Source organism: Streptomyces sp. NPDC051740, from assembly GCF_044453165.1.
Taxonomy (GTDB): domain Bacteria; phylum Actinomycetota; class Actinomycetes; order Streptomycetales; family Streptomycetaceae; genus Streptomyces; species Streptomyces atrovirens.
Genome location: NZ_JBITCL010000014.1, coordinates 194,129 through 219,377, shown reverse-complemented (window position 1 = coordinate 219,377; position 25,249 = coordinate 194,129). Strand labels below are relative to the sequence as shown.

At 73.4% G+C, this 25,249-nt stretch carries 21 protein-coding genes; 16 read left to right on the top strand and 5 right to left on the bottom strand.

The features are described from left to right. The 4 genes from ACIA6T_RS23915 to ACIA6T_RS23900 form a co-directional block, all read left to right on the top strand. A partial coding sequence (locus ACIA6T_RS23915; protein ID WP_391964322.1) for an alpha-glucosidase C-terminal domain-containing protein occupies positions 1-131 on the top strand: 131 nt, incomplete at its 5' end. A 28-nt stretch (positions 132-159) separates the two neighbouring features. After that, the gene (locus ACIA6T_RS23910) at positions 160-1,518 is read left to right on the top strand and encodes a maltokinase (RefSeq protein WP_399448494.1); all 1,359 of its coding nucleotides are present in this window, start codon (positions 160-162) and stop codon (positions 1,516-1,518) included. 4 nt (positions 1,519-1,522) lie between these two features. Beyond that, on the top strand, positions 1,523-3,748 hold the full coding sequence (gene glgB / locus ACIA6T_RS23905) for a 1,4-alpha-glucan branching enzyme (RefSeq protein WP_399448493.1): 2,226 nt from the start codon (positions 1,523-1,525) through the stop codon (positions 3,746-3,748). 109 nt (positions 3,749-3,857) lie between these two features. Beyond that, entirely contained in the window at positions 3,858-4,976 is a 1,119-nt protein-coding gene (locus tag ACIA6T_RS23900) for a glutamate--cysteine ligase (protein ID WP_399448492.1), read from the top strand. Between the two features lie 27 nt (positions 4,977-5,003). Here the strand turns inward: ACIA6T_RS23900 and ACIA6T_RS23895 are convergent, their stop codons facing one another. Further along, positions 5,004-5,237, bottom strand: coding sequence for a DUF6480 family protein (locus ACIA6T_RS23895; RefSeq protein ID WP_399448491.1), 234 nt, complete (start codon positions 5,235-5,237; stop codon positions 5,004-5,006). 153 nt (positions 5,238-5,390) lie between these two features. On the opposite strand from ACIA6T_RS23895, the gene ACIA6T_RS23890 reads away from it, so the two are divergent. Further along, entirely contained in the window at positions 5,391-7,295 is a 1,905-nt protein-coding gene (locus ACIA6T_RS23890; RefSeq protein ID WP_399448490.1) for an AMP-dependent synthetase/ligase, read from the top strand. 327 nt (positions 7,296-7,622) lie between these two features. Then, positions 7,623-8,057 carry an ATP-binding protein gene (locus ACIA6T_RS23885; RefSeq protein WP_399448488.1) on the top strand — a complete coding sequence of 145 codons (435 nt, stop codon included), beginning with the start codon at positions 7,623-7,625 and terminating at the stop codon, positions 8,055-8,057. A gap of 2 nt (positions 8,058-8,059) precedes the next feature. On the opposite strand, the gene ACIA6T_RS23880 is transcribed toward ACIA6T_RS23885, so the two are convergent. Both ACIA6T_RS23880 and ACIA6T_RS23875 read right to left on the bottom strand, forming a co-directional pair. Then, a complete protein-coding gene (locus ACIA6T_RS23880) occupies positions 8,060-8,491 on the bottom strand; it encodes an ATP-binding protein (protein WP_399448486.1) in 432 nt (143 codons plus the stop codon). Beyond that, positions 8,488-8,859, bottom strand: coding sequence for a PRC-barrel domain containing protein (locus ACIA6T_RS23875; protein ID WP_399448485.1), 372 nt, complete (start codon positions 8,857-8,859; stop codon positions 8,488-8,490). Before ACIA6T_RS23875 ends, ACIA6T_RS23880 begins: the two co-directional genes overlap by 4 nt. Positions 8,860-9,190: 331 nt before the next feature. Between ACIA6T_RS23875 and ACIA6T_RS23870 the strand changes: the two genes are divergently transcribed. The 10 genes from ACIA6T_RS23870 (at position 9,191) to ACIA6T_RS23825 (ending at position 24,324) form a co-directional block, all read left to right on the top strand. Then, complete coding sequence (locus ACIA6T_RS23870; RefSeq protein WP_399448484.1) at positions 9,191-12,913, top strand: HAMP domain-containing protein; 3,723 nt, start codon at positions 9,191-9,193, stop codon at positions 12,911-12,913. Between the two features lie 88 nt (positions 12,914-13,001). After that, a complete protein-coding gene (locus ACIA6T_RS23865) occupies positions 13,002-15,368 on the top strand; it encodes a SpoIIE family protein phosphatase (RefSeq protein WP_399448506.1) in 2,367 nt (788 codons plus the stop codon). 103 nt (positions 15,369-15,471) lie between these two features. Then, on the top strand, positions 15,472-15,864 hold the full coding sequence (locus ACIA6T_RS23860) for an STAS domain-containing protein (RefSeq protein ID WP_399448483.1): 393 nt from the start codon (positions 15,472-15,474) through the stop codon (positions 15,862-15,864). Positions 15,865-15,991: 127 nt separating this feature from the next. After that, positions 15,992-16,891, top strand: a complete 900-nt coding sequence (locus ACIA6T_RS23855; protein ID WP_399448482.1) for an STAS domain-containing protein — start codon at positions 15,992-15,994, stop codon at positions 16,889-16,891. Then, a complete protein-coding gene (locus ACIA6T_RS23850; protein ID WP_399448481.1) occupies positions 16,888-17,307 on the top strand; it encodes an STAS domain-containing protein in 420 nt (139 codons plus the stop codon). The genes ACIA6T_RS23855 and ACIA6T_RS23850 overlap by 4 nt, the downstream gene beginning before the upstream one ends. Continuing rightward, a complete protein-coding gene (locus ACIA6T_RS23845) occupies positions 17,307-17,747 on the top strand; it encodes an anti-sigma regulatory factor (protein ID WP_399448480.1) in 441 nt (146 codons plus the stop codon). Before ACIA6T_RS23850 ends, ACIA6T_RS23845 begins: the two co-directional genes overlap by 1 nt. Beyond that, positions 17,747-18,799: a SpoIIE family protein phosphatase gene (locus ACIA6T_RS23840; RefSeq protein WP_399448479.1), complete on the top strand. Its 1,053-nt coding sequence runs from the start codon at positions 17,747-17,749 to the stop codon at positions 18,797-18,799. Before ACIA6T_RS23845 ends, ACIA6T_RS23840 begins: the two co-directional genes overlap by 1 nt. Next, positions 18,796-20,511, top strand: a complete 1,716-nt coding sequence (locus tag ACIA6T_RS23835; protein WP_399448478.1) for a PP2C family protein-serine/threonine phosphatase — start codon at positions 18,796-18,798, stop codon at positions 20,509-20,511. Before ACIA6T_RS23840 ends, ACIA6T_RS23835 begins: the two co-directional genes overlap by 4 nt. A gap of 119 nt (positions 20,512-20,630) precedes the next feature. Further along, complete coding sequence (locus tag ACIA6T_RS23830; RefSeq protein WP_385194900.1) at positions 20,631-22,004, top strand: NAD(P)/FAD-dependent oxidoreductase; 1,374 nt, start codon at positions 20,631-20,633, stop codon at positions 22,002-22,004. A gap of 79 nt (positions 22,005-22,083) precedes the next feature. Next, entirely contained in the window at positions 22,084-24,324 is a 2,241-nt protein-coding gene (locus tag ACIA6T_RS23825) for an FUSC family protein (protein ID WP_399448477.1), read from the top strand. A 205-nt stretch (positions 24,325-24,529) separates the two neighbouring features. Here the strand turns inward: ACIA6T_RS23825 and ACIA6T_RS23820 are convergent, their stop codons facing one another. Next, on the bottom strand, positions 24,530-24,958 hold the full coding sequence (locus ACIA6T_RS23820; protein ID WP_399448476.1) for a hypothetical protein: 429 nt from the start codon (positions 24,956-24,958) through the stop codon (positions 24,530-24,532). Between the two features lie 28 nt (positions 24,959-24,986). After that, complete coding sequence (locus ACIA6T_RS23815) at positions 24,987-25,217, bottom strand: DUF5133 domain-containing protein (protein ID WP_399448475.1); 231 nt, start codon at positions 25,215-25,217, stop codon at positions 24,987-24,989. Positions 25,218-25,249 lie beyond the last annotated feature (32 nt).

Genomic DNA, 25,249 nt, shown 5'->3' with positions numbered 1-25,249 from the left:
CGGTCGAGCTGTTCGGCGGGGTGCGCTTCCCCGCCGTCGGCGAACTGCCGTACCTGCTGACCCTCGGGGGCCACGGCTTCTACTGGTTCCGGCTCACCCGCGTCGCGTCCCGCATCGGCCGACGACTGTGAGCGTGTGCCGGGGAGAGGAGGCGTCACCATGACGAAGACCGCGTTCCTGCGGCCGCGAAGCGCGCCCGCCGAGCCCATGGAGTCGCTCACCGGGCTGCTGCGCGAGTGGCTGCCGCTGCAGCGCTGGTTCGCCGGCAAGGACCGGCCCGTCACCGACCTCGGTGTGCTCTCGATGACGGAGCTGTTCCCGGGCTGTCTGCACATGCTGGTGCACGCCGGTCACGGAGGCGTGCCCGCTCCCGGCGGCACTCCCCCGGCCGGTGACTGCTACCAGCTCCTCCTCGGCGTACGGGAGCACCCCTCGCCGCGGCTCGGCAAGGCGCTCATCGGCAGGGTGCCGGACGGCCGGCTGGCCGGACTGACGGTCTACGACGCCCTGCACGACCCGCGCGCCGCCCAGCTGCTCCTGGAACGGCTGCGCCACCCCGGCGCGGCGGGCCCGCTGCGGTTCGAGTGCGACGGGTCCCAGCAGGTGCCCGCCGGACTGGTGCCGCGCCTGATGACCGCCGAGCAGTCCAACTCCTCGCTGGTGTACGGCGACGAGTACATCCTGAAGGTGTTCCGACGCGTCCAGCCCGGTGTCAATCCGGACCTGGAGGTGCCCGGGGCGCTGGCCCCGCAGGGCTGCCACCGGGTGCCCGCCCCGGTGGCCTGGCTGCGCACCACGTATCCGTTCAACGCGACGCTCGGTGTGCTCCAGCCGTATCTGCGCGACGCCTCCGACGGCTGGACGCTGGCCCTCGACGCGCTCGCCTCCGGTGACGACTTCACCGCGCAGTCGCACGCGCTGGGCCGGGCCACGGCGGACGTCCACCTGGCGCTGTCCACGGCGTTCCCCATCGGCGCGCCCGGCGAGAACGGGCGGACGGCGGCGGCGATGACCGAGCGGCTGGCCGCCGCGGCGCACGCCGTCCCCGCGCTCCAGCCGTTCGTGCCGGGGCTGCGGGCCGCCTTCGCCGCCCTGACCACCTGCGACGCCGGGCCGCCCGCCCAGCGCGTCCACGGCGACCTGCACCTGGGGCAGGTGCTGCGGGCGGGGCGCGAGTGGTTCGTCATCGACTTCGAGGGCGAGCCGTCCCGGCCGCTCTCCGAACGGCGCAGCGCCCACTCCCCCGTGCGGGACATCGCCGGGATGCTGCGCTCCTTCGACTACGCCGCCCGCCAGCGCCGCCCCTGGCGCCCGGAGTGGGCGCGCCGCTGCCGTGAGGCCTACTGCGCGGGCTACGCCGCCCGCGCCGGCTGGGACCCGCGCAAGAAGCACGGCCTGCTCCGCGCCTACGAGACGGACCGGGCCGTGTACGAGGTGCTGTACGAGGCCCGGCACCGACCCGACTGGCTGCCCGTACCCATGGCGGCGATCGAGCGCCTCGCCGTGAGAGGAGACTGAAGCCGTGGCCCTGCGTGACACCCCGCTTCCCGAGTCGGCCGGGCCCGTCCCGTCCGCCGCCGCGCCCCCCGGCGCCGCACCCGCCCTCGACCCGACCGACCGGGGGCGCCTGCTGGCGGGCGCCCACCACGATCCGCACGCGCTGCTCGGCGCCCATCCGGTGCCCGGCGGGATCGCCTTCCGGGCGCTGCGGCCCTTCGCGCGTGAGGTGGGTGTGGTCGTCGACGGCGAACGCACCCCGCTCGTGTCGGAGGGCGACGGCCTCTTCTCCGGCGTACTGCCGCTGGACGCGGTCCCCGCGTACACGCTGACGGTGGCCTACGGCGACGACGCGGCCGTCGAGACGCACGACCCGTACCGGTTCCTGCCCGCGCTCGGCGAGCTCGACCTGCATCTGATCGGCGAGGGCCGGCACGAGGAGCTGTGGACGGCGCTCGGCGCGCACCCGATGACCCACCAGGGCGTCACCGGCACCCGCTTCACGGTGTGGGCGCCGAACGCGCAGGGGGTGAGGGTCGCCGCCGACTTCACCCACTGGGACGGCACGGCGTTCCCGATGCGCTCGCTCGGCTCGTCCGGGGTGTGGGAGCTGTTCCTGCCCGGTGTCGGCGAGGGCACCTGCTACAAGTTCGAGATCCACTCCCGCTACGGCCACCGGTTCCTCAAGGCCGACCCGATGGCGCGGCGCACGGAGGCGCCGCCGAACACGGCCTCCGTCGTGACGGCCTCGCACTACGAGTGGGGCGACGCCGAGTGGTTCGCGCGGCGGGCGGCGACGCCCGTGCACGAGGCGCCGTTCTCGGTGTACGAGGTGCACCTGCCGTCCTGGCGGCCGGGACTGACGTACCGCGAACTCGCCGAAGAGCTCCCGGCGTACGTCAAGGACCTCGGCTTCACCCACGTCGAGCTGATGCCGGTCGCCGAGCACCCGTTCGGGCCGTCCTGGGGCTACCAGGTCACCGGCTTCTACGCGCCGACCGCCCGGCTGGGCACCCCGGACGACTTCAAGTACCTGGTCGACGCGCTGCACCGGGCCGGGATCGGCGTGATCATGGACTGGGTGCCGGCGCACTTCCCGAAGGACGACTGGGCGCTGGCCCGGTTCGACGGGGACCCGCTGTACGAGCCCGGGGACTCCCGGCGCGCGGAGCACCCCGACTGGGGGACGTACACCTTCGACTTCGCCCGCACCGAGGTGCGCAACTTCCTGGTCGCGAACGCCGTGTACTGGTGCCAGGAGTTCCACATCGACGGACTGCGGGTGGACGCGGTGGCCTCCATGCTCTACCTGGACTACTCGCGCGAGGACGGAGGCTGGGAGCCGAACGCGTACGGCGGCCGGGAGGACCTGGCGGCGATGGCGTTCCTCCAGGAGATGAACGCGACCGTGTACCGGCGCTGCCCCGGGGTGGTGACCATCGCGGAGGAGTCCACGGCGTGGGGCGGGGTGACCCGGCCCACCGACACCGGCGGTCTCGGGTTCGGCCTGAAGTGGAACATGGGCTGGATGCACGACTCGCTGGAGTACGTCTCCCACGAGCCGGTGCACCGCAAGTACCACCACCACGAGATGACGTTCGCGATGGTGTACGCCCACAGCGAGAACTACGTGCTGCCCATCTCGCACGACGAGGTGGTGCACGGCAAGCAGGCGCTGGTGTCGAAGATGCCGGGCGACTGGTGGCAGCGGCGGGCGAACGTGCGGGCCTACCTCGGGTTCATGTGGGCCCACCCCGGCAAGCAACTGCTGTTCATGGGGCAGGAGTTCGCGCAGGGTGCCGAGTGGTCCGAGGAGACCGGCCCGGAGTGGTGGCTGCTCGACGACGGGTACCACTCCGCGGGCGACCACCGCGGGGTGCGGGACCTGGTGCGCGACCTCAACACCCGCTACCGGGCGACCCCGGCGCTGTGGCAGCGCGACACCGACCCGTCCGGCTTCCGGTGGGTGTCGGTCGACGCGGCCGACGACAACGTCTTCGCGTTCCTGCGGTACGACACCGAGGGCCGGCCGCTGCTCGCGGTGTCGAACTTCTCCCCCGTGGTCCGGCACGACTACGCCCTCGGTGTCGGTGACGACGTGATCGCCTGGCAGGAGGTCCTCAACACCGACGCCGCGCACTACGGCGGCGGGGACGTCACGCACCCGGACCCGGTCAAGCCCGAGGACGGCACCGTACGGCTCACGCTGCCGCCGCTCGCGACGATGTGGCTGACACCGGTCGCCCTGTGAGAGTCCGCTGACGCCGCCAGGTGTCCGAGGCCCTCACCGGGGCATTCGGGGTCGTACGGCCGAGGTCCTCTCGGCGTCGTCACGGCAGGTCACAGAAGGGCGGCACCAGGTGCGCACCGTCGGAGTGGAGGAGGAGCTCCTCCTGGTCGATCCGGAGAGCGGCGAACCGCGGGCGAGGTCCGCGGCGGTACTCGCCCGTGCCGCCCGGGACGGCGCGGAACAGGACGTCTTCGAGAAGGAACTGCACGAGCAGATGCTGGAGTTCGCCACGCATCCGCAGTCCTCGATGGAGAGCCTGCACGAGGAGATCGTCCGCTGCCGCGAGGAGGCGGCCGGGTACGCCGGGAAGATCGGCTGCACCGTCGCCGCCCTCGCCACCTCGCCGCTGCCGGTCAGCCCGGCCATCGGCGTCAACCGCCGGTACCGGTGGATGGAGGAGCAGTACGGCATCGCCACCCGGGAACAGCTCGTCATGGGCTGCCACGTCCATGTGTCCGTCGAGTCCGACGAGGAGGGCGTCGGGGTCGTGGACCGGCTGCGGCCCTGGCTGACGGTGCTGGCGGCGCTGAGCGCGAACTCGCCGTTCTGGCAGGGCAAGGAGACGGGGTACAACAGCTACCGCAGCCGGGTCTGGCAGCGCTGGCCGTCCGCCGGTCCGACCGAGCCGTTCGGCTCGGCCGAGCGCTACCACCGGCGGGTCGCCGACATGGTGGCCACCGGTGTCATCCTCGACGAGAAGATGGTCTACTTCGACGCCCGGCTGTCCCAGCAGTACCCGACGGTGGAGATCCGCGTCTCCGACGTCTGTCTGCACGCGGAGACGGCGGCGCTGATCGCCACCCTCGCCCGCGGGCTGGTGGAGACCGCGGCCCGCGAGTGGCGGGCCGGCCGGGAGCCGGTGGACCCCGGTGTCAGCCTGCTCCGGCTGGCCGCCTGGCAGGCGGCCCGCTCGGGGCTGACGGGCGAGCTGCTCCACCCGGAGACCATGCGGCGCATGCCGGCGGAGACGGTCGTACGCGACCTCCTCGACCACGCCGCCGAGGCCCTGGAGGCCACCGGTGACCTGGAGCGCGCCCGCGAGGGCTGCGCACGGCTGCTGCGCGACGGCAACGGGGCGCAGGTGCAGCGCGCCCTGCTGGAACGCACGGGGAGCCTGAGGGACGTCGTCACGGAGTGCGTACGGCACACCCAGGGGGCTGGGCGTGCGGGGTCCGCTCCTCGCGGGTAGGCGGCGTCTCCTCGCGGGCAGGGGGCGTCAGAGGATGAGGATGATGGCGTAGACCAGGAAGAACGCCGCGACCAGCACCACGAGGACGAGGATCGCGGCCAGCGGGCCCTTGGCCCAGCCCTTGGTCGGGTTGTGCGTCTCCCGGGGGCCCGCCTCGGGCATGCTGCTCTCCGCGGGCGGGGTCTCACCCGGGGGTACGCCGCCGCCCGGTTCGAGGCCGGTGCTGCGTTCCGGATCGGGATCTGGATTCACGTAACTCATACCGTCCGGGTCCCCCGAAAGCGGCGAGATCATCAGTGCGGACACACTTGTCGCGATCCCGGCGCGTGGGCGCTCCGGCTCGGCTACATTCAGGCACCGCCGATGACGGTGCTCATCGGCCGAGTCACAGCCCGTACACGTCAGGAGCAGTGCATGCGCGACCTCGCTCTCGCTCCCCCATCCGCCTCGCCCCTGGCCGGCGGCCTCGCCGACAGCCTCTTCGGGACGGCGGCCGAGAGCCCCGCCCTGCCGGTGCTCGCCCGCCGCGCCGGCCCGGCCTCCGCCACCTGGGAGCGGATCACCGCCATCGAGTTCCGCGACGAGGTCGTCGCCGTGGCCAAGGGCCTGGTGGCGTCCGGCATCTCGCCCGGCATGCGGGTGGCGATCATGGCGCGCACCCGCTACGAGTGGACCCTCCTGGGCCATGCCCTGTGGACGGTGGGCGCCGAGGTCGTCCCCATCTATCCGACCTCCTCGCGCGAGCAGGTGGAGTGGATCCTGCGGGACTCCGGCTGTGTGGCCGTGCTGGTGGAGGACGAGCAGGGCGTGATGACCGTCGGGTCCGTGTGCGCCGCGCTGCCGGCGCTGCGGCACGTGTGGCAGCTGGACGCGGGCGCGCTGGACCAGCTGGTGGCGCGCGGCGAGTTCATCCCGGCGGCCACGGTCGACTCGATGCGCCGCATCGTCCTGCCGGACTCCACGGCCGTCGTCGCCTACACCTCCGGCACGTCCGGCCACGCCATGGGCTGCGCGCTGAGCCACCGCGGCCTGGCCTTCATGAGCGACACCCTGCTGGCGGGCTGGGGCCACGTCACGGCGCCCCCCGGTGAGCAGGCCGCCGTCCTCGCCTTCCTGCCCTTCTCCCACGTCTACGGTCTGATGATCCAGGTGCTGTGCGTGCGCGGCGGGCTGCTGATGGGGCACGAACCCGACATCGGCGGGGATTCCCTGGCCTCGGCCCTGCGCACCTTCCGGCCCACCTATCTGTACGCCGTCCCGTCGCTGCTGGAGAAGATCTACAAGAACTTCCTGCGCTCGGCACAGCTGTCGGGCCGCGGTGCCCTGTTCGAGCGGGCGGCCGGCACGGCACAGGACTTCGCCGCCGCGCTGGAGCGGCAGCGGCTGGGCCTCGGCTCCGGGCCGGGCCTCGACCTGCGGCTGCAGCACGCCCTGTACGAGCGCACGGTCTACCGCAGGCTGCGGGCCACGCTGGGCGGCCGGGTGCTGCGGGCCACCTCCGGGGGGTCGACGCTCCACCGCGACCTGTCCCTCTTCTACGAGGGGATCGGCATCTACGTCCACGACGGCTACGGGCTCACCGAGACCAGCGGCGGGGTGACGATGCAGCCGTTCGGGCGGGAGAAGTCCGGCACCGTCGGGCAGGCGCTGCCGGGCACCGGGATACGGGTGGCCGACGACGGGGAGATCCTGGTGCGCGGGCCGTCGGTGTTCCAGGGGTACGTGGGCGACGAGGCCGCCACCCGGGCCGTGCTGCGCGACGGCTGGCTGGCCACGGGCGATCTGGGCCGGCTGGACGCCGAGGGCTACCTCACGATCACCGGCCGCAAGAAGGACATCATCATCACGAGCAGCGGCAAGAGCGTGGCGCCGTCGGCCCTGGAGCAGCGGCTGCGGATGCACCCGCTGGTCCACCAGGCCGTCGTCGTGGGCGACAACCGGCCGTGCGTGGGTGCCCTGATCACGCTGGACCCGGAGTTCCTCAACGACTGGCGGGCGGCGCTGTCCCTGCCGGGCGACGCGCCGGCCCGGGAGGCGCGGGAGGAGAACGCGCTGCGGGAGGAGATCGCGCGGGCGGTCGCCGCGGCCAACAGCAGTGTGTCGCGCTCGGAGTCGATCCGGGTGTTCCGGGTGCTGCCCGAGCCGTTCGACGTGGCCAACGGGCTGCTGACGCCGTCGATGAAACTGCGCCGGGACGAGATCGTGCGGCACTACGCGCTGGAGATCGACGCGATGTACCACTCCCGGACCCGTCCGGGACGGACACCGGCCGTGGACGACCCGTCCGGCTGGGACGACTCGGACAACGTCTTCCGCTGAGCGTCCGGGGAGGGCCGGGTCCTGTCCGGCCCTCCCGTCGTCCGCCCGAGGGGCGCCCCCGCGCGAGCTGGGTTCGAGCGTGCGATCGCAGGGCGCCGGAGCGCCTTCGACGGGTAGGGGTCACCCTCCGGCGGAGCGCGTGCCGGGCGGCGGGCGGGACGGACGTCGTGGGCAGGCCCCGGGAGCCGCTGCCGGTCGGTAACGGGTTTGTCACCGGGCGGGCACGGGCATGCGGGCGCGTAGGCTCCGCCCGCACGGGAACCCACGGTTCGAGGGGGCGCAGGCACAAGGACGACTGCCCCGCGACGACGGGGCCTGGAAGGCGAGATGGCACGCGAGCCGCGTAGGGACAGGACACTGGCTGCCGAGGACATCACGAGCCGCATCGCCAGCTTCCCGGGGGAGCTGCACGATGTGACGGACGCACGCCTGGTCGCGGAGGAGTTCCTCTTCGACCTGGCCCGTGTGGCGGCGCCGTCGGCTCCGGAGCACTGGGACGACATACTCCTGGTGGTCACGGAGCTGGCCGCCAACGCGGTGCAGTACGCGCCGGGCCCGTTCCAGCTGCGTCTGCGCAGAACGTTCGACGGGGTGCACGTGGTGATGCACGACACCAGCACCACCGAGCCGGCCCCGCGGCCCTTCCACCCCAACCGCGGCGGCGGCGGGATCGGCTGGCACCTGATCCACACGCTGTGCGACCAGGTCAGCGTCGTCAGCGACGACCACGGCAAGGACATCCACGTCTTCCTGCCCTGGTGAACCTAGGCCGGCGCGTCGCGCAGGGGGACGAACACGCTGATGGTCTTGCCGCCGCCGGGGCGCCTGCGGACGTCGATGTCCCGCGCCAGCCGGATCACCAGGGGCCAGCCGTAACCGCTGCCGCGGTGCACGGCCGGCAGGGCGCCGGTCCCGCCGGCGGCCTCGGGGATGACGTCGCTGTGGTCGTGGACGGCGATCCTTACACCCTCCCCCGTCGTCCGCGCGTCGAAGCCGGCCAGTCCGGCGCCGTGCCGGATGGCGTTGGTGACCAGCTCCGACACGACGAGCGAGAGGTCGATCATGTCCTGCTGGTGCGGGATGCGGCCCTCGGCGTCCCAGCGCGCCCGCACCGTCGCCTCGGCGTGCGCCCGCGCGCCGGCGGCGCTGCGCACCCCCGTGCCGTCGGCCGGGCGCGTCTGCCGTGCGGTGTTCATCCGGTGGGGCTCTCGCGCGTCGGCAGCCGGTGATAGTAGTCACCGACCGCGGTGAGATAGGCGGGGTCCATGGTCTCGCTGTCGGTGCGGAACCGGGGCGCCGCCTTCACCTCGGCCCTGGTGCAGGCCAACGTCACCTGGCGTTCCCCGGCGTGGACGGCCGCGACGACGCCGACCGGCACCAGGAGGCTGCGGCCGAACACCCACACCCCGGTGTCGACGACGAGGTGCCGCATGCCGTGGTGGTCGGCCTGCCGGTCCACGTGGCCGATGGTGCCGTCGCTCGCGACGACGGTGTAGTCCGTGAGGTCCTGCCCCTGGACCTGGCCCAGGTCCGGCGCGTACGACCAGATGCTGTCGATGGGCACTGCTCCTTGCCTCCCCGATGACGACGGATCCCCTGGGCGTCGCCCAGCTCCACAGCAGCAAATACCCGTCAGGCGCGCGCGCATTCGAAAGGCGTGGACCAAAACCGCGCGCGCCGGCGCTCCGTCGCTCCGCGTCCGTCGAAATTCGGCCGAGTACCCCTCACTGGCCAAGGTATGCAAGCGGTCCCGAGTTTTCTCGGATCGTTTCCCCCCGAGGCGCCACGCTTTGTTCCGCACCCGCCACCTGGGTTAGCCTTCGGCGTATTTTCTCATCGCGCACATCCGTGAACTGCGGAAACGCGCACTGACTCTGGTCGGAACGAGGGTGCGCATGACCAGCAAGAGCACCGAGGGGACCGAGGCGGCACCGGGGGACCAGGAGCTGAGGCGGCTCCTGGCGGGGCTGACGGCCGTACGGGACGGGGACTTCGGCACCCGGCTGCCGGACGACGCGGGCGGCCTCATGGGGGACATCGCCAAGGTCTTCAACGGGATGGTGGACCAGCTGTCGGTGTTCACCTCCGAGGTGACGCGAGTGGCCCGTGAGGTCGGCACCGAGGGGGCGCTGGGCGGCCAGGCACAGGTGCCGGGGGTCTCGGGCACCTGGGCCGACCTGACGGACTCGGTGAACGCGATGGCGGGCAACCTCACCGCGCAGGTCCGCTCCATCGCCCAGGTGACGACGGCGGTCGCCAAGGGCGACCTGTCGCAGAAGATCACCGTGGACGCCCGCGGCGAGATCCTCGAGCTCAAGAACACCATCAACACGATGGTCGACCAGCTCTCCGCCTTCGCCGACGAGGTCACCCGCGTCGCCCGCGAGGTCGGCACCGAGGGCCGCCTCGGCGGCCAGGCGCAGGTGCGCGGTGTCTCCGGCACCTGGAAGGACCTCACCGACAACGTCAACGTGATGGCGTCCAACCTGACCGGCCAGGTCCGCTCCATCGCCCAGGTCGCCTCCGCGGTGGGCCGGGGCGACCTGTCGCAGCGGATCAGGGTCGAGGCGGCCGGAGAGGTCGGGGCGCTGGCCGACGTCATCAACACCATGGTCGACACGCTGTCGGCCTTCGCCGACGAGGTCACCCGCGTCGCCCGCGAGGTCGGCACCGAGGGCCGCCTCGGCGGCCAGGCGCACGTGCCCCATGTCGCGGGCACCTGGAAGGACCTCACCGACAACGTCAACTCCATGGCCAACAACCTCACCGGCCAGGTGCGCAACATCGCGCTGGTGACGACCGCCGTGGCCCTGGGCGACCTGTCGAAGAAGATCGACGTCGACGCGCGCGGCGAGATCCTGGAGCTGAAGACGACCATCAACACGATGGTCGACCAGCTCTCCGCCTTCGCCCAGGAGGTCACCCGCGTCGCCCGCGAGGTCGGCACCGAGGGCCGCCTCGGCGGCCAGGCGGAGGTCGAGGGCGTCTCCGGCACCTGGAAGCGGCTCACGGAGAACGTCAACGAGCTGGCGGGCAACCTCACCCGGCAGGTCCGCGCGATCGCCGAGGTCACCAGTGCCGTCGCCGAGGGCGACCTGACCCGCTCCGTCAACGTGGAGGCCTCCGGCGAGGTCGCCGAGCTCAAGGACAACATCAACTCGATGGTGGAGTCCCTGCGCGAGACCACCCGGGCCAACCAGGAGCAGGACTGGCTCAAGACCAACCTCGCCCGGGTCTCCGGCCTGATGCAGGGCCACCGCGACCTGCCCGTGGTCGCCGAGCTGATCATGGACGAGCTGGTGCCGCTGGTGTCGGCCCAGTACGGCGCCTTCTACCTCGCGGAGGACGGCGACGGCGGCCCCGAGCTGCGGCTCGTCGGTTCCTACGGCTACCCCGACGACGACGGCCGGCCCACCCGGATCGCCTTCGGCCGCACCCTGGTCGGCCAGGCCGCGCGCAGCCGCCGCACCATCACGGTGGACGAGCTGCCGCCGGACTACGTCACCATCTCCTCCGGGCTCGGCCAGGTGGTGCCGACCGTGCTGGTGCTGCTGCCCATCGTGGTCGAGGGCCAGGTCCTCGGCGTGATCGAGCTGGCGTCGGTGACCCCGTTCACCCAGATCCACCAGGACTTCCTGGCCCAGCTGATGGAGACCATCGGCGTCAACGTCAACACCATCGTGGCCAACGCCCGTACCGACGAGCTGCTCGTCGAGTCGCAGCGGCTCACCGCCGAACTGCAGGAACGCTCGGCGGAGTTGCAGACCCAGCAGGAGGAACTCCAGCACTCCAACGCCGAACTGGAGGACAAGGCCGCGCTGCTGGCCGCGCAGAACCGGGACATCGAGGCGAAGAACCTCCAGATCGAGCAGGCCCGGCAGGAGCTGGAGGCGCGGGCCCAGCAGCTGTCGCTGGCCTCGAAGTACAAGTCGGAGTTCCTGGCGAACATGAGCCACGAGCTGCGCACCCCGCTCAACAGCCTGCTGATCCTGGCCCAGTTGCTCGCCCAGAACCCCTCGCGCAACCTCAGCCCCAAGCAGGTCGAGTACGCGCAGATCATCCACTCGGCCGGCTCGGACCTGCTGCAGCTGATCAACGACATCCTCGATCTGTCCAAGGTCGAGGCCGGGAAGATGGACGTCAGCCCCGAGCGGGTGGAGCTGCGCCGGCTCATCGAGTACGTCGAGGCCACCTTCCGGCCGATGACGATGCAGAAGAGCCTGGACTTCACCGTGACGACGGCGCCGGGCGCGCCGGCCGACCTGCTCACCGACGACTCGCGGCTGCGGCAGGTGCTGCGCAACCTGCTGTCCAACGCGGTCAAGTTCACCGAGCGGGGCGGTGTGGAGCTGCGGATCGAGCCCGCGCCGGACGACGAGGTGCCCAGCGGTGTGCTGCGGGGCGGGTCCGTGGTGGCCTTCCGGGTGCAGGACACCGGTGTGGGCATTCCCGAGCAGCACCTGGAGGCGATCTTCGGCGCCTTCCAGCAGGCGGACGGCACGACGAGCCGCAAGTACGGCGGCACCGGGCTCGGTCTGTCCATCACCCGGGAGATCGCGCATCTGCTGGGCGGCGCGGTGACGGTGGACAGCGTCGCGGGCCAGGGCAGCACGTTCACGCTGTTCCTGCCCGTGGCCCGGCCCGACTTCGAGGAGCTGCTGCGGCCCTCGCCGCTCCCGGACCGGGAGCCGGGCGAGGCCCTGCCCGAGGTGCCGGCCCGGCAGCCGGCGGCGATCGAGGCGGGGCCGGCGTCCGGCCCGCGTCCGCGGCGGCTGCTCGTCGTGGAGGAGCGGCCCCGGGGCCTGCTCACCCTGGTCGCGGAGAGCGTGGTCCAGGACGTCGCGCGCGGCGACGACGCCTTCCGGCCCTCGGTCGACATCCTCACCGCCGTCGGCGCCCAGGAGGCCGCCGGTGCGCTGGCCGCCGATCCGTGCCACTGCGTGGTGCTGGAGCTCGGCACGGCCCAGGAGGAGGTCACCCGGTTCCTGGAGGCGCTGCGGGGCGACTCCGCCCTGGCGAGCGTGCCGGTGCTGGTGCACAGCGGCCACCGGGTGGACACGGCGGTGGAGGAGGACCTGCGGTCCCGTGCCGAGGGCACCGCGCTGGAGTTCCTGTCCAGCCTCGACGAGCTGCGCGAACGCATCGCCCTGCACCTCTCCGCGGAGGAGCCCGGCGACGTGCTGTCGCTGGTGCGGCCCGACGAGCCGCAGCGGTCGGCGCCGCAGACCGTGGTGGACGATTCGTTCTCCGGCCGCACCATCCTCGTCGTCGACGACGACGCGCGCAATCTCTTCGCGCTCAGCGGGATCCTGGAGCTGCACGGCTTCCGGGTGCTGCACGCGGAGAACGGCCGCAAGGGCATCGAGAGACTGGTGGACAACCCCGACGTGGCGCTCGTGCTGATGGACGTGATGATGCCCGAGCTGGACGGCTACGCCGCCACGGCCGAGATCCGCACCATGCCGCGGTACGCCGAGCTGCCCATCATCGCCGTCACCGCGAAGGCGATGCCCGGGGACCGGGAGAAGAGCCTCGCCTCGGGGGCCAGCGACTACGTCACCAAACCGGTCGACACCCAGGACCTGATCGCCTGCGTCCGCCGCTGGCTGCCGGCATGAGCCCCGTCGCAGGGCCCCGCCTCCGAGGAGCGTGCGCACAGTGAGCATCAGTGAGCATCAGGGCGAGCCGCAGGCCGACGGGCCCGGACTGGAACGGCCGTCGGCCGGACCCGCCGGGGTGTCCGCGGACTCGCCGGTGGGCAGGCTGGCGGCCACCGTGGACCGGCTCAGCCGGGAGGTGCGGGCCGCGCAGGCCGAGGCCGAGGGCCGGGCGCTGATCGAACTCGCCAAGGGCATCCTCGTCGAACGGCTGGGGTGCGGTCCCTCGCAGGCCGCCCGCCAGCTCGCCGAGCTGACCGAGCAGGCCGGGACGACCCAGCTGGAGTTCGCGGTCGAGGTCATCAACCAGGCCGCCCGGGACCGGATGTCCGAGGTGACGGACGCCTTCCTGGCCGCCACCCGGGCCGCCGAGGAGGCCGGGCCGGACCCCGCGGCCGTGCGGCTGCGCGCGGCCGAGAGCGGGGTGCTGGCGGCGGGCGACACCCAGGCCGTGGCCGAGTCCCTGCTGGCGCAGGCGCTGCGTCCGCTGGGCGCGGTGGCGGTGGCGATCTGGGCGCTCGGCGCCGACGGATCGCTCACCCTGGCGGGCAGCGCCGGCTTCTCCCCCGCGGAGGCGGCGCGCTGGTACTACGTACCGCCGGACGTGGCGACGGTCGCCCGGTGCGGCCTCGCGGAGCGCGACGGCCTGTGGATCACCTCGCTGGCCGACCGGGGCCTGCCCAGCGTCGGCCGGCACCACCACCCGGACGGCGGCCGGGCGGCCCTGCCCGCCGGTACGGGGGGCCGCGTGTACGGCGTGCTGGAGATCGTCTGGCCGGCTCCGCTGCCCGAGCAGCCGCCGCAGATCGTGCGCCAGGTGGAGGCCCTGGCGGAGCTGTGCGCGCACACCCTGGAGATGTACAAGGCGCCGAGCGGCCCGGCCCAGCAGCCCCGGGTGCTGCCGGACGCCGCGGAGCTGATGGACCTGGCCGACGGGCTGTACGACCCGGCTCTCGTCCTGGTGCCGCACCTGGACACGGACGGGAACCTGCTGGACTTCCGCATCCAGCACGTCAACAGCCGTTTCCTGGACCCGGCGGGCCGGCCGCGCGCCATGGTCAGCGGTGCGCTGCTCCTGGAGGCGTACCCGATGGCCGCCGGGGACAGCGAGCTGTTCCAGCGGATCGAGCGGGTGTACGCCACGGGGGAGCCGTTCCGCACCCGGCGCATGAACCTGACCGCCCTCGTCGACCAGGTGCCGCTGTCCGCGCTCGCGGACATCAGTGTCAGCCGGCACGGCTCCGGCATCCTGTTCATCTGGCGGATCGAGGACGAGACGGCCCGCCTGGCGAGCCTGCTCCAGCACGCCCAGCGGCTCGGCCGGATCGGCGGGTTCGAGGAGAACCTGCTGACCGGGGAGATCACCTGGAACGGGCAGCTCTTCGACCTGTACGGGCGTCCGCAGTCCAGCCTGCCGGTGCCGCTGGCGGAGCTGCCGGCGCACGCCCACCCGGACGACGCCGTCACCATCGGCCGCTTCCTGCGCACCCTGCTGCACCACCGGCGCCCGGCGTCCGCCGCGTTCCGGCTGCAACGCCCCGACGGGGTGACCCGGCACATCCGGGTCGTCGCCGAGCCGGTCCTGGACGCCGACGGCCGGCTGCTCACCACCCGCGGCGCCTACCAGGACATCTCCTCCCAGCACTGGACCGAGGTGGCTCTGGCGGCCACCCGCGACCAGCTCGCGCACACCGAGCAGCACGCCAGCGAACGCGACCGGCTGGCGCTGCAGTTGCAGCGCGCCATCATGCCGCCCACCCAGGCGCCGCTGCAGGTGCCCGACCTCGACGTGGCCGTCCGCTACCGGCCCGCGGAGGCCGAGCAGCTGGTGGGCGGCGACTGGTACGACGCCGTGGTGCTGCCGTCCGGGCTGGTGCTGCTGTGCGTGGGCGACGTCGCCGGCCACGGCATAGAGGCGGCGACCAGCATGGTCGTCCTGCGCAACGCGCTGCGCGGTCTCGCGGTCACCGGGGCGGGCCCCGGACAGCTGCTGTCGTGGCTGAACATCGTGACGCACCACCTGACGGGCGGCGTCACCGCCACCGCCGTGTGCGGTCTGTACGACCCGGACTCGCGCACGCTGCGGTGGGCCCGTGCGGGTCATCTGCCGCCGGTGCTGGTGCGGGACTCCGAGGCCGCTCCGCTGCCGCTGGTGCGCGGGATGCTGCTCGGTGCCGTACCGGAGGCGGTGTACGAGGAGTCGGAGGTGCGGCTGGCCGCCGAGGACAACCTGCTGATGTACACGGACGGTCTGGTCGAGCGCCGGGACCGCAGCGTGGAGGAGTCGCTGACCCATCTGCTCACCACCGCCGCCACGGCCCCGGACACGCTCGACCAGCGGCTGGACCGGCTGCTCACGTACAGCAGGTCGGACACGGACGACGACACCTGCATCGTCGGTATCCGGGTCGGCTGAGGAGTGGGCCTCGGCCGGCCGGGCGGGCCGAGGCATGACCGGGCGATTCGGGGGTACGCGCGGCTGCGCGACGAAGAGCTTGATCACCTTGTTGGAGGTACTCGTGCCCATTGCCCAGGACCCGTTGTCCGTCGAGGTGACCCTGCCGCGTGAGGACGTGGCGCTGCTCACCGTGGAGGGGTACTTGGACGTCGACACGGCGACCGAGTTCCAGCACCACCTGGCGAACCAGCTGCACCACGGCCGCCGGCACTTCCTGCTCGACCTGTCGGCGGTCCCCTTCATGGACTCGTCCGGCATGAACATCATCCTCCGGGTCTATCAGGAGGCCCGTGAGCTGCCGGGGAGCGTGCACATCATCTCCCCCACCTCCGCGGTGCGCCGCATCCTGGACCTGACGGGGGTGAGCATCACCGTGCCCGTCTCGGAGAGCGTCGACGAGGCACTGGAGCGCGTGGACGGGCTGCCGGGGACCCCGGTCGAACCGGAGGCCTGAGCGCGGTCCGCACGCTCCGGCGCCCACGGCGCCCGGGCGTGGTCAGAGTGGCCATCCGGCCGAGGTCACATCGCCGCCCCGGCGTTCGGGCGCGGTGCGACGCAACGACGACGAGGAGAACAGACAGGTGCCGGAGCACGAAGCGGGCGGATCACTCGGAACACCGACGCACGAGGTCAGGGACTTCCTGCGGCGCCGGCGCGAGCAGATCGCCCAGCGGTGGGCGGACGAGCCCCTGTTCCGTACGGTGTTCACGGTCTCGCGCGACGAGGCGGTGGAGGCGGGGAAGGCGGTCGTCGACGCGCTGGCCCAGGTCGCCGACGCGCAGCGGGTCGAGGACCCGGACGCCGCGGGCTTCACGGCGGTGCGCGAGCAGCTGGCCCGGATGGGAGCGGCCCGCTCCCGTGCCGGGCTGTCCAACACCCAGGTGTCGAGCGAGCTGGCGGCGCTGTGGCCACCGGCCGAGAATCTCCTGGTCGCCGAATTGGACCAGGCGTCGCCGGAGGAACTGCGGGCGTGTTCGACCACGCTCAGCATGCTCCTGGGCACGCTGCGTCTGGTGGCCATGCAGACGGCGCTGAGCGAGACGCAGTCCCTCATCGACCGGCAGCGGCTACAGCTGCTGGAGGTGGCGACGCCGGTGATCAAGCTCTGGGACGGCATCGTGGCGGTCCCGCTGATCGGGACGCTGGACAGCGCCCGCAGCCAGGTGGTGATGGAGACCCTGCTGAACGCGGTCGTCGAGCAGCACGCCCGGTTCGCGATCCTCGACATCACCGGTGTGCCGACGGTCGACTCCCTGGTGGCGCAGCACCTGATGAAGACGGTCGCCGCGGCCCGGCTGATGGGCGCGGAGTGCGTGGTGTCCGGCATCCGTCCGGCGATCGCGCAGACCATCGTGCACCTCGGTCTGGACCTCGGCACGGTGAAGACGCGGGCGAGCCTCGCCGACGCGCTCGGGTACTGCCTGCACGAGCTGGGGACGAACATCGTGCACACGGCCCCCGACGGAGCGGGCCGGCGGTGAGCGAGGGGTTCGCCCGCCCGGTCGCGGGACATGTGCCGGTCCTCAGGCTCGGTGACGTTCTGCTGGTCACCCTCCAGGGCGACCTGTACGACAGCACGGCACACCGGCTTCAGCAGGACCTCTCCGAGACGATCGCCCGCAGCGGGGCCACGGGGGTGGTCATCGACATCTCCGGGGTGGAGATCGTCGACTCCTTCCTCGGACGGGTGCTGGCCGAGACCGCGGCGCAGACCGAGCTGCTGGCCGCGCGCACCGTGGTGGCCGGGATGCGGCCCGCGGTCGCCATCACCCTGGTGGAACTGGGTCTGACGCTGCCGGGGCTGCGGACCGCGCTCACCACCGAGGCGGCGATGGAGCTCCTCGCGCAGCCCGTCGTGGCTCCGCGTTCCGGCGGCCTGCGCGAGGAGAGTCCGTGATGCCCACCACCGCGGGCGTCGAGGCCCGCCTGCCCATCCGGTCGGACATGGACCTGGTGTGGGTACGTCAGCATGTGCGGCAGGCCGCCGCCCAGCTCGGCTTCGGTCTGGTGGACCAGACGAAACTGGTGACCGCCGCCAGCGAGCTGGCCCGCAACACCCTGGTGCACGGCGGGGGCGGCCTGATGGAGGCGTCGCACGTCACCACCGGCGGGGCCGACGGGCTGCGGCTGGCCTTCAGCGACTCGGGCCCCGGCATCCCCGACCTCGAGCGGGCGCTCAGCGACGGCTACACCTCCGGCGGCGGGCTGGGGATGGGGCTGGGCGGTGCCCGGCGCCTGGTGCACGACTTCGAGGTCGAGAGCGTCCCGGGGTCGGGGACCACGGTGCGGGTGACCTCGTGGGTGACCCGGCCGCCGCGCCGGCGTGAGGACGCCTGATGCCCCGTGTCCGTTATGTACTGGTGCAGGACTCGACCCGGGTGCGCGACGCCCGGGTCGCGGCGGAGGAGGCCGCGGCGGAGGCCGGTCTCGACGAGCGGCGCACCGCCGACGCGGCGCTGGTGGCGACCGAGCTCGCCACCAATCTCCTCAAGCACGCGCAGGCGGGAGAGATGATCGTCGACATCGTGGATCCGCCGGTACCGGGTGAGGGCCGGCCGGGACGGGCCGTGCAGATCACCGCGCTCGACCACGGGCCGGGCATCGCCGATGTGGACGGTGCGCTGCGGGACGGGTTCTCCACCACCCGCTCGCTCGGCGCGGGCCTCGGCACCTGCCGGCGTCTGGCCGACGACTTCGGTCTGCACAGCGCGCTCGGCCGGGGCACCGTGGCGGTGGCACGCCTCGGCCCCGCCGTCGGCGAGAGCTCCGCCGGGGCTCCCGGTGTGCGCGTCGGCGGCGTGAACGTCCCGTTCGCCGGGGCGGACTTCTCGGGGGACGCCTGGGCCTGGGTCAGGTCCGGCGACCGGCTGACCCTGATGCTGGCCGACGGCCTCGGCCACGGGAGCGAGGCGGCGCGTGCCTCGACGGCCGCCGTCGATGAGCTGCGCCACTGGGCCCGGCTCCCGCCCGCCGAGTGCCTGCCGAAGCTCCACACGGCGCTGGCCGGCACCCGGGGCGCGGCCGTCGCCGTGGCGCAGCTCGACACCTGGGCCGGCCGGCTGCGCTTCGCGGGGATCGGCAATGTGACGGCCCGGCTGCGGGAGGGCGGCCGCTGGCGGACCCTGCTGTCCCGGCCCGGCATCGTCGGGGTGCACCGGCCGGGCACCGTGCGCGAGGACGAGGTCGCCTGGACCCCGGAGAGTCTGCTGATCCTGCACACCGACGGTCTGCCCAGCCGCTGGACGCCGCCCCCGGACACGGGGCTTCCGTCCGCCGACCCGGCCGTGACGGCCGCCGTGGCCGTCCGCGACGCCGGCAGTTCCGCGCGTCCGGTGCGGGACGACACCGCCGTGGCCGTACTGGCCCCCGCACCGCCGGACCGCCCATGACGCACACCTGGCGGATCCGGACCGTCACGGACGCGGCTCGCGCCCGTATCGCCGTGGCCCGGCTGGCGGCGGCGCACGGGGTGCCCCCCGTCGAACGCGCGCGGCTGGCGGCGGCGCTCAGCGGCCAGCTGCGGCAGTGCCTCACCAAGGGCGGCGTCTGGGTGCTCACCCTGGACGTCCCCGGCCCCTCCACCGGGGTGGGAGCGCTGCACGCGGCGGTGACACCGGCACCGGGCGCGGGCGCCGCCGGCCGCGCCCCGTGGACGGTGACCGTCCCGTGCCCCGAGCCGGGCCGGGCGTCCGACGCCGGCCCGGTGACGAGGGACCCGGCCGTCCTGTCCGAGGCGCTGCTGGGCGCCGACGAGGACACGGCCGTGGTGCTGGACAAACTCGCCGAGCAGGAGGAACTGGTCGCCTTCCACCGGGAGGAGCTGCACCAGACCAATCAGGGCGTCCTGGCGCTGCACGCCGAGCTGGACGCGGCGGGACGCGCGCAGCGGGAGGCGTTCGCCGCCGAGCGCCGGGCGCGCGAGGAGGCGGAGAACGCGCGCCGCAGACTGACGTTCCTGGCGGACGCGAGCGCCGTGCTGAACGCCTCGCTCAACCACGACGAGATCGTGCGCCGGCTGCCGGAGCTGCTGGTGCCGCGGTACGCCCACCACGTCGGCATATGGCTGTTCGACCACGAGGACGACCGGTACCGGCCCACGTCCCACCCGCGCGCGGCGGTCCACGCGGCCCGCACCGGGCGTCCCCAGTACGCGGCCGGTCACCCCGGCGGCCTGCCCGGGGTGGACGACCAGCCCCCCTCCGCCCTGGACCCCGACCGGCCGCTGCTGTGCATCCCGCTGCTGACCCGCCGGGCGCCGCTGGGCGTGCTGACGCTGTCGTCGCCCGGGGAGCGCTGGGACCCGGACGACGCCGTGATGCTGCTCGAGCTCGCCCGGCGGGCCGGCACCGCCATCGACAACGCCCGCCGCTTCGAGCACAACCGTGACATCGCCGAGACGCTGCAGCGCGCCCTGCTCACCGACCTGCCGGCGACGCCGGGTCTGAGCCTGGCCGCGCGCTATCTCCCCGCCACGCACGGGCTGAACATCGGCGGCGACTGGTACGACGCCTTCCGGCAGCGCGACGGCGGTCTGATCACCGTCATCGGCGACGTGACCGGACACGGGCTGCACGCGGCGGTGATGATGAGCCAGCTGCGCACCGCGCTGCGCGCCTACGCCGTCGACGGCGACAGCCCCGGCCGGCTGCTGACCCGGCTGCACGGGTATCTGCGCCATCTCCAGCCCGACCTGTTCGCCACGGCGGTCATCGCCCGGTTCCATCCCGACGGGCAGACACTGACGTGGGCCGCCGCCGGTCATCCGCCGCCGGTGCTGCGGCTGCCCGACGGGCGGGTGCGCGTCCTGGACGCCAAGCCCGGCGCGATGCTCGGCATCCCGCTGAAACAGGACATCGGCGACCACACCGAGCGGCTGCCGCCCGGTTCGACGCTCGCGCTCTACACGGACGGGCTGGTGGAGCGGCGCGCCCGGGGCATCGACCCGGGCATCGAACGGCTCGCGACGGCCCTGGGCTCGTTCGGTCCGGCGGAACTGGACGCGGACCTGGAGGACTCGGCGGACCGGCTCCTGCGCCCCCTGCTGAGCGACTCCGAGCGCGACGACGACGTCTGCCTGCTCCTGTGCCACCTGCGCGGCTGAACCGGCCGCCGACTCCCTTCCCGGTGCGTTCCGGCGAAGGTGCGGGCATCGTGGTGCCGAACAGGGGCACGCGTCAGTTGTCGATGTTCGAGGCAGACCGCCTGGAGCCGCAGGAAGGGATGGACACCGTGACACGACCCAGGATCCTGGTGGTGGGTGCGGGCTTCGCCGGCGTGGAGTGCGTGCGCCGGCTGGAGCGCAGGCTCGCCCCGAACGAGGCCGACCTCACTCTGGTGACGCCGTTCTCCTACCAGCTCTATCTGCCGCTGCTCCCCCAGGTGGCGTCGGGCGTGCTGACCCCGCAGTCGGTCGCGCTCTCCCTGCGCCGCAGCGAGAAGTACCGCACCCGGATCATCCCGGGCGGGGCCATCGGCGTGGACCTGAAGTCCAAGGTCTGCGTCATCCGCATCGTCAACGGCGAGATCGTCAACGAGCCGTACGACTACATCGTGCTGGCCCCCGGCAGCGTCACCCGCACCTTCGACATCCCGGGGCTGACGGACCACGCCTTCGGGCTCAAGTCGCTCGCCGAGGCCGCCTACCTCCGCGACCACGTCATCTCCCAGCTCGACCTGGCCGACGCGAGCCACGATCCGGCCGAGCGGGCCTCGCGGCTGCAGTTCGTGGTCGTCGGCGGCGGCTACGCGGGCACCGAGACCGCGGCCTGCCTGCAGCGGCTGACGCACGCCGCCGTCAAGCGCTACCCGCGGCTCGACCCGGGCCTGATCAAGTGGCACCTCATCGACATCGCGCCGAAGCTGATGCCCGAACTGGGCGAGAAGCTCGGGCGCAGCGCGCAGGAGATCCTGACCCGGCGCGGCATCGAGATCTCGCTGGGCGTCTCCATCGCGAAGGCGGGCGCCGAGGAGGTCACCTTCACCGACGGCCGGGCGGTGCCCACCCGCACCCTGATCTGGACCGCCGGTGTCGTCGCCAGCCCGCTCATCGCCACGCTCGACGCGGAGACCGTCCGGGGGCGGCTCGCGGTCAACGCGGACATGTGCCTGCCGGGCCACGACGGGGTGTTCGCGCTCGGCGACTCGGCCGCGGTGCCCGACGTGGCCAAGGGCGACGACGCCGTGTGCCCGCCGACCGCGCAGCACGCCCTGAGGCAGGGCCGGCACGTCGCCGAGAACGTCATCGCGACGCTGCGGGGCCGGCCGACACGGCCGTACGTCCACCAGGACCTCGGACTCGTGGTGGACCTCGGCGGCACCGACGCGGTGTCCAAGCCGCTCGGCATCGAACTGCACGGCCTGCCCGCCCAGGCGGTGGCCCGCGGCTACCACTGGTCGGCGCTGCGCACCGGTGTCGCCAAGACGCGGGTGATGACCAACTGGCTGCTGAACGCGGTCGCCGGCGACGATTTCGTACGCACCGGATTCCAGGCGCACAAGCCGGGGAACCTGCGGGACTTCGAGTACCTGGACGCCTATCTGACGCCGGAGCAGGTGCGGGAGCACGTCGCGGAGGCGGGCCGGGCCGCGCGGTGATCCGGGGGGCGGGAGACGGCGCGCGCCCGGCGGTGCCGGGGTCCGGGCGTGCGTGTACGGCGGGAGAGAGTGCGGTGGAGTGAAGGCTGCGGGACGCTCGGTGCGGACACGGCTGCGGGACCACCTGGCGGCGTCCGACCCCGGTCTGCTGCGGCTGACGGCCGGGCTGCGGACGGTGGGCGCGATCGCGCTGACGCTGGCCGTGCTCGCCTCGGCGGGATTCGACGTCACCCACCTGGTGGCGGGGGCGATGGCGGCGATGGTCGCCACCTTCGCCATCCGGGAGAAGCAGCGCGGCGCCCAGGCGGTCACACTGGCCGTCGGCCTGCCCGTCGCGCTGGTGTCCGTGTCGCTGGGCGCGGTGCTCGGCGAGCGGGTCGTCGTCGGGGACGCCTTCTTCGTCGTCCTCATCTTCGCCGCGGTGTACGGCCGCCGGTTCGGGGACCGCGGGACCGCGCTCGGTCTGATCGGCTTCCAGGTCTACTTCGTGTCCCTGTTCGTCGGTGCCTCCCCCGCGCAGCTGCCGGGGCTGTGGGCGGTCCTGGCCGTCGCGTTCGCGTGCAGCGCCCTGGTGCGGTTCGCGGTCGTCCCCGTGACGCCCGCCGGCCTGCTGCTGCGGCTGCGGACGGCCTTCCGGGCCCGGCTGGGCCGGCTGGTCTCCGCGCAGCTGGCGCTGCTGGACGCCGGGCCCGACGAGGCGGACAAGGCCCTGGAGGACATGCGGGAGGGCACCGCACGGCTGCACGAGACGGCCCTGATGATCCAGAGCCGGCTGGAGGAGGGCACTCCGGACGAGTCGACGGCGCGGCTGGTGCAGCGCCGCATCGCGGACGCGGAGATCGCCGCCGAGCGGCTCGGTCTGCTGCTGCTGTCGGCGCGCAGCGCCCAGCGGGCGGACACCCTCACCCTGCATCTGCCCGGTGCGCCCGCCCCGGAGGTGGGCCGGCTGCCCGGTCCGGACGAGGCCACGGCCGTACTGCGGCGGGACCTGCTCGCGCTGCGGGCCCTGGTGGTGCGCACCGGGGCCGGCGGAACGGGCGTGGCCCAGCTGCGCAACCGGCTGCTCGGCTACCGGGACGAGGAGAACCTGCCGGTCGCCACCCCGGCCGTGCGGGACGTGTTCCGGGCCGTCGGCGAGACCGCGCGCGCCGTCATGGGGCTGCGTATCGCGCTGGAGGGCCCGCAGGACGAGTCGGACGACAGTCCGGCGACGGCCAGGTCCCGGGAGGAGCTGGACGCCGAGGACGCCGCCATCGACGCCGGCGAGGAGGCGGAGACGGAGGCGGCCGAGTCGCCGAAGGGGCTGCGACGGCCCACCACGCGCGCCGCCGTGCAGGTCTCCGTGGGCTCGGCACTGGCCATCGCCGGGGGCGAACTGCTGTCCGCGCACCGCTGGTACTGGGCGGTGCTCACCTGCTGGATCGTCTTCATCAACACGGCCTCGACCGGCGAGATCCTGGTCAAGGGCTACCGGCGGCTGCTGGGCACGGTGTTCGGCGTCGTCGCCGGCATCCTGCTGGCCGCCCTGGTGGGCGGGCACACCTGGACGGCGTTCTTCCTGGTGCTGGTGCTGATCTTCGCCATGTTCTACACGGCGCCGCTGTCCTACACACTGATGTCGTTCTTCGTGACGGCGATGCTCGGGCTGCTCTACACCCTGCTGCACACCTACAGCTGGGAGGTGCTGGTGCTGCGGGTGGAGGAGACGGCGCTGGGGGCGGCCTGCGGGGTGGTCGCGGCGGCGCTGGTGCTGCCGGTGCACACCGACCGGCGCACCAACGAGCTGCTGGTCACCGTGCTGGAGCGGCTCGCCGGGGTGACCGAGGCCGCCGTCGGCCAGCTCAGCGGCGGTCCCGCCGGCGATCTGCTGGACAAGGCGCGGGAGCTGGACCAGGCGCTGGGCGACCTGCGGTCCGCCACCCAGCCGCTGACGCATCCGGTGACCCCGCTGCGGGCCCGGCGCACCAACGCGCGCTACGTGGTGGCGCTCCTCGAGACCTGCGCGTACCACGCGCGTTCGCTGGCGGCCACGGCGGAGCTGCTGCCGACCCATCCGTCGATCGCGGCGGACCCCCGGCTGCGCGGGGCGGCGGGGCGCACGGTGCGCAACATCGTGACGATCGCGGACCGCGTCGCCGACGAGGACGTCACCGTGCCGGTGGAGACCGGCCCGAGCATCGCGTCCCTCCTGGGCGGCGACGGCACCGCCCGCTACGGCCGCATCACCGACCGCGTTCTGCGCCACCTGGAACGCCTGGACGAGGCCGTGGTGGGCCTCGCCCGCCCCCTGGCCGTCCCGGTGAAGACCCCCGACCGCTGAGCCGCGGTCCCCGGGTACGCCCACACCTCCCCCGGCGACCAGGCGGTTGCCCATGCCGGCCCTCACGTTCGCCCCCGTCCGGCACCCGGACGCCGCCGGCACCGTCACAGGCCGGCCGGCGGACCGCCGGGCCGGTCGGGCCCGCCCATGCGTACGGCCCCGGTCGGTACCGGGGCCGTACGCGCGGGCGGGACACGGGCGGGGTTCAGAAGTCGGTCGGGAGGCCGCTGGCCTCGGCGATGCCTCGTAGCTCCTCGTTCTGGCGGTGGCGGTCCCTGATGTAGTCGGCGATCTCGCCCAGACGGGAGGGGTCGGCGGCGGTCGCCGCGTCGGTGACCACCCGGACCGGTCCGGTCTCGTCGACCTCCAGCTCGACCACCTCGTTGTCCAGGCGGCCGGTGACGGCGGTGGCGATGACGAGGGCGGCCTCGTCGCGCACCTCCTGGGGGAGTTCCTCGTCCCCGCCGTCCAGCGCGAGGTCCATGCCGGACAGCCGGTGTTCCTCGATCGCCTGGAGGACCGGCTCCACCACGTGGAGCAGAAGCCGGTAGTCCTCGGTGTCCATCCGGACCCGCAGGAGGTCGAGGTAGACGTCCACGGGCCTGCCTTCCGGGGGAATCTCGGATTCGCTCATCCGCTACGGGTTCCCCGCACACCGCGGGTCATACGGCGGCCGGGGTGCCGGCCCCGGGCGCGTCCTGCCCGGCCGTCGCCAGCCAGCCGCGCGCGGTGGCGAGCGCGTGGCGCACGTCCCGGGTGCCGGTCGACACGCACAGGGTGTACGCCAGGTCGCCGATCCGCGGGTCCGGGCCGGCCGGTCCGCCTCCGGCCGCCGTCAGGGTCTCGTACTCCTCGACGAGCCGGCGCAGCACGGTGGGGTGGGGCTTCAGCATGTGTCTCGCTCTCTGGTGGGGGCGGGCGTCGC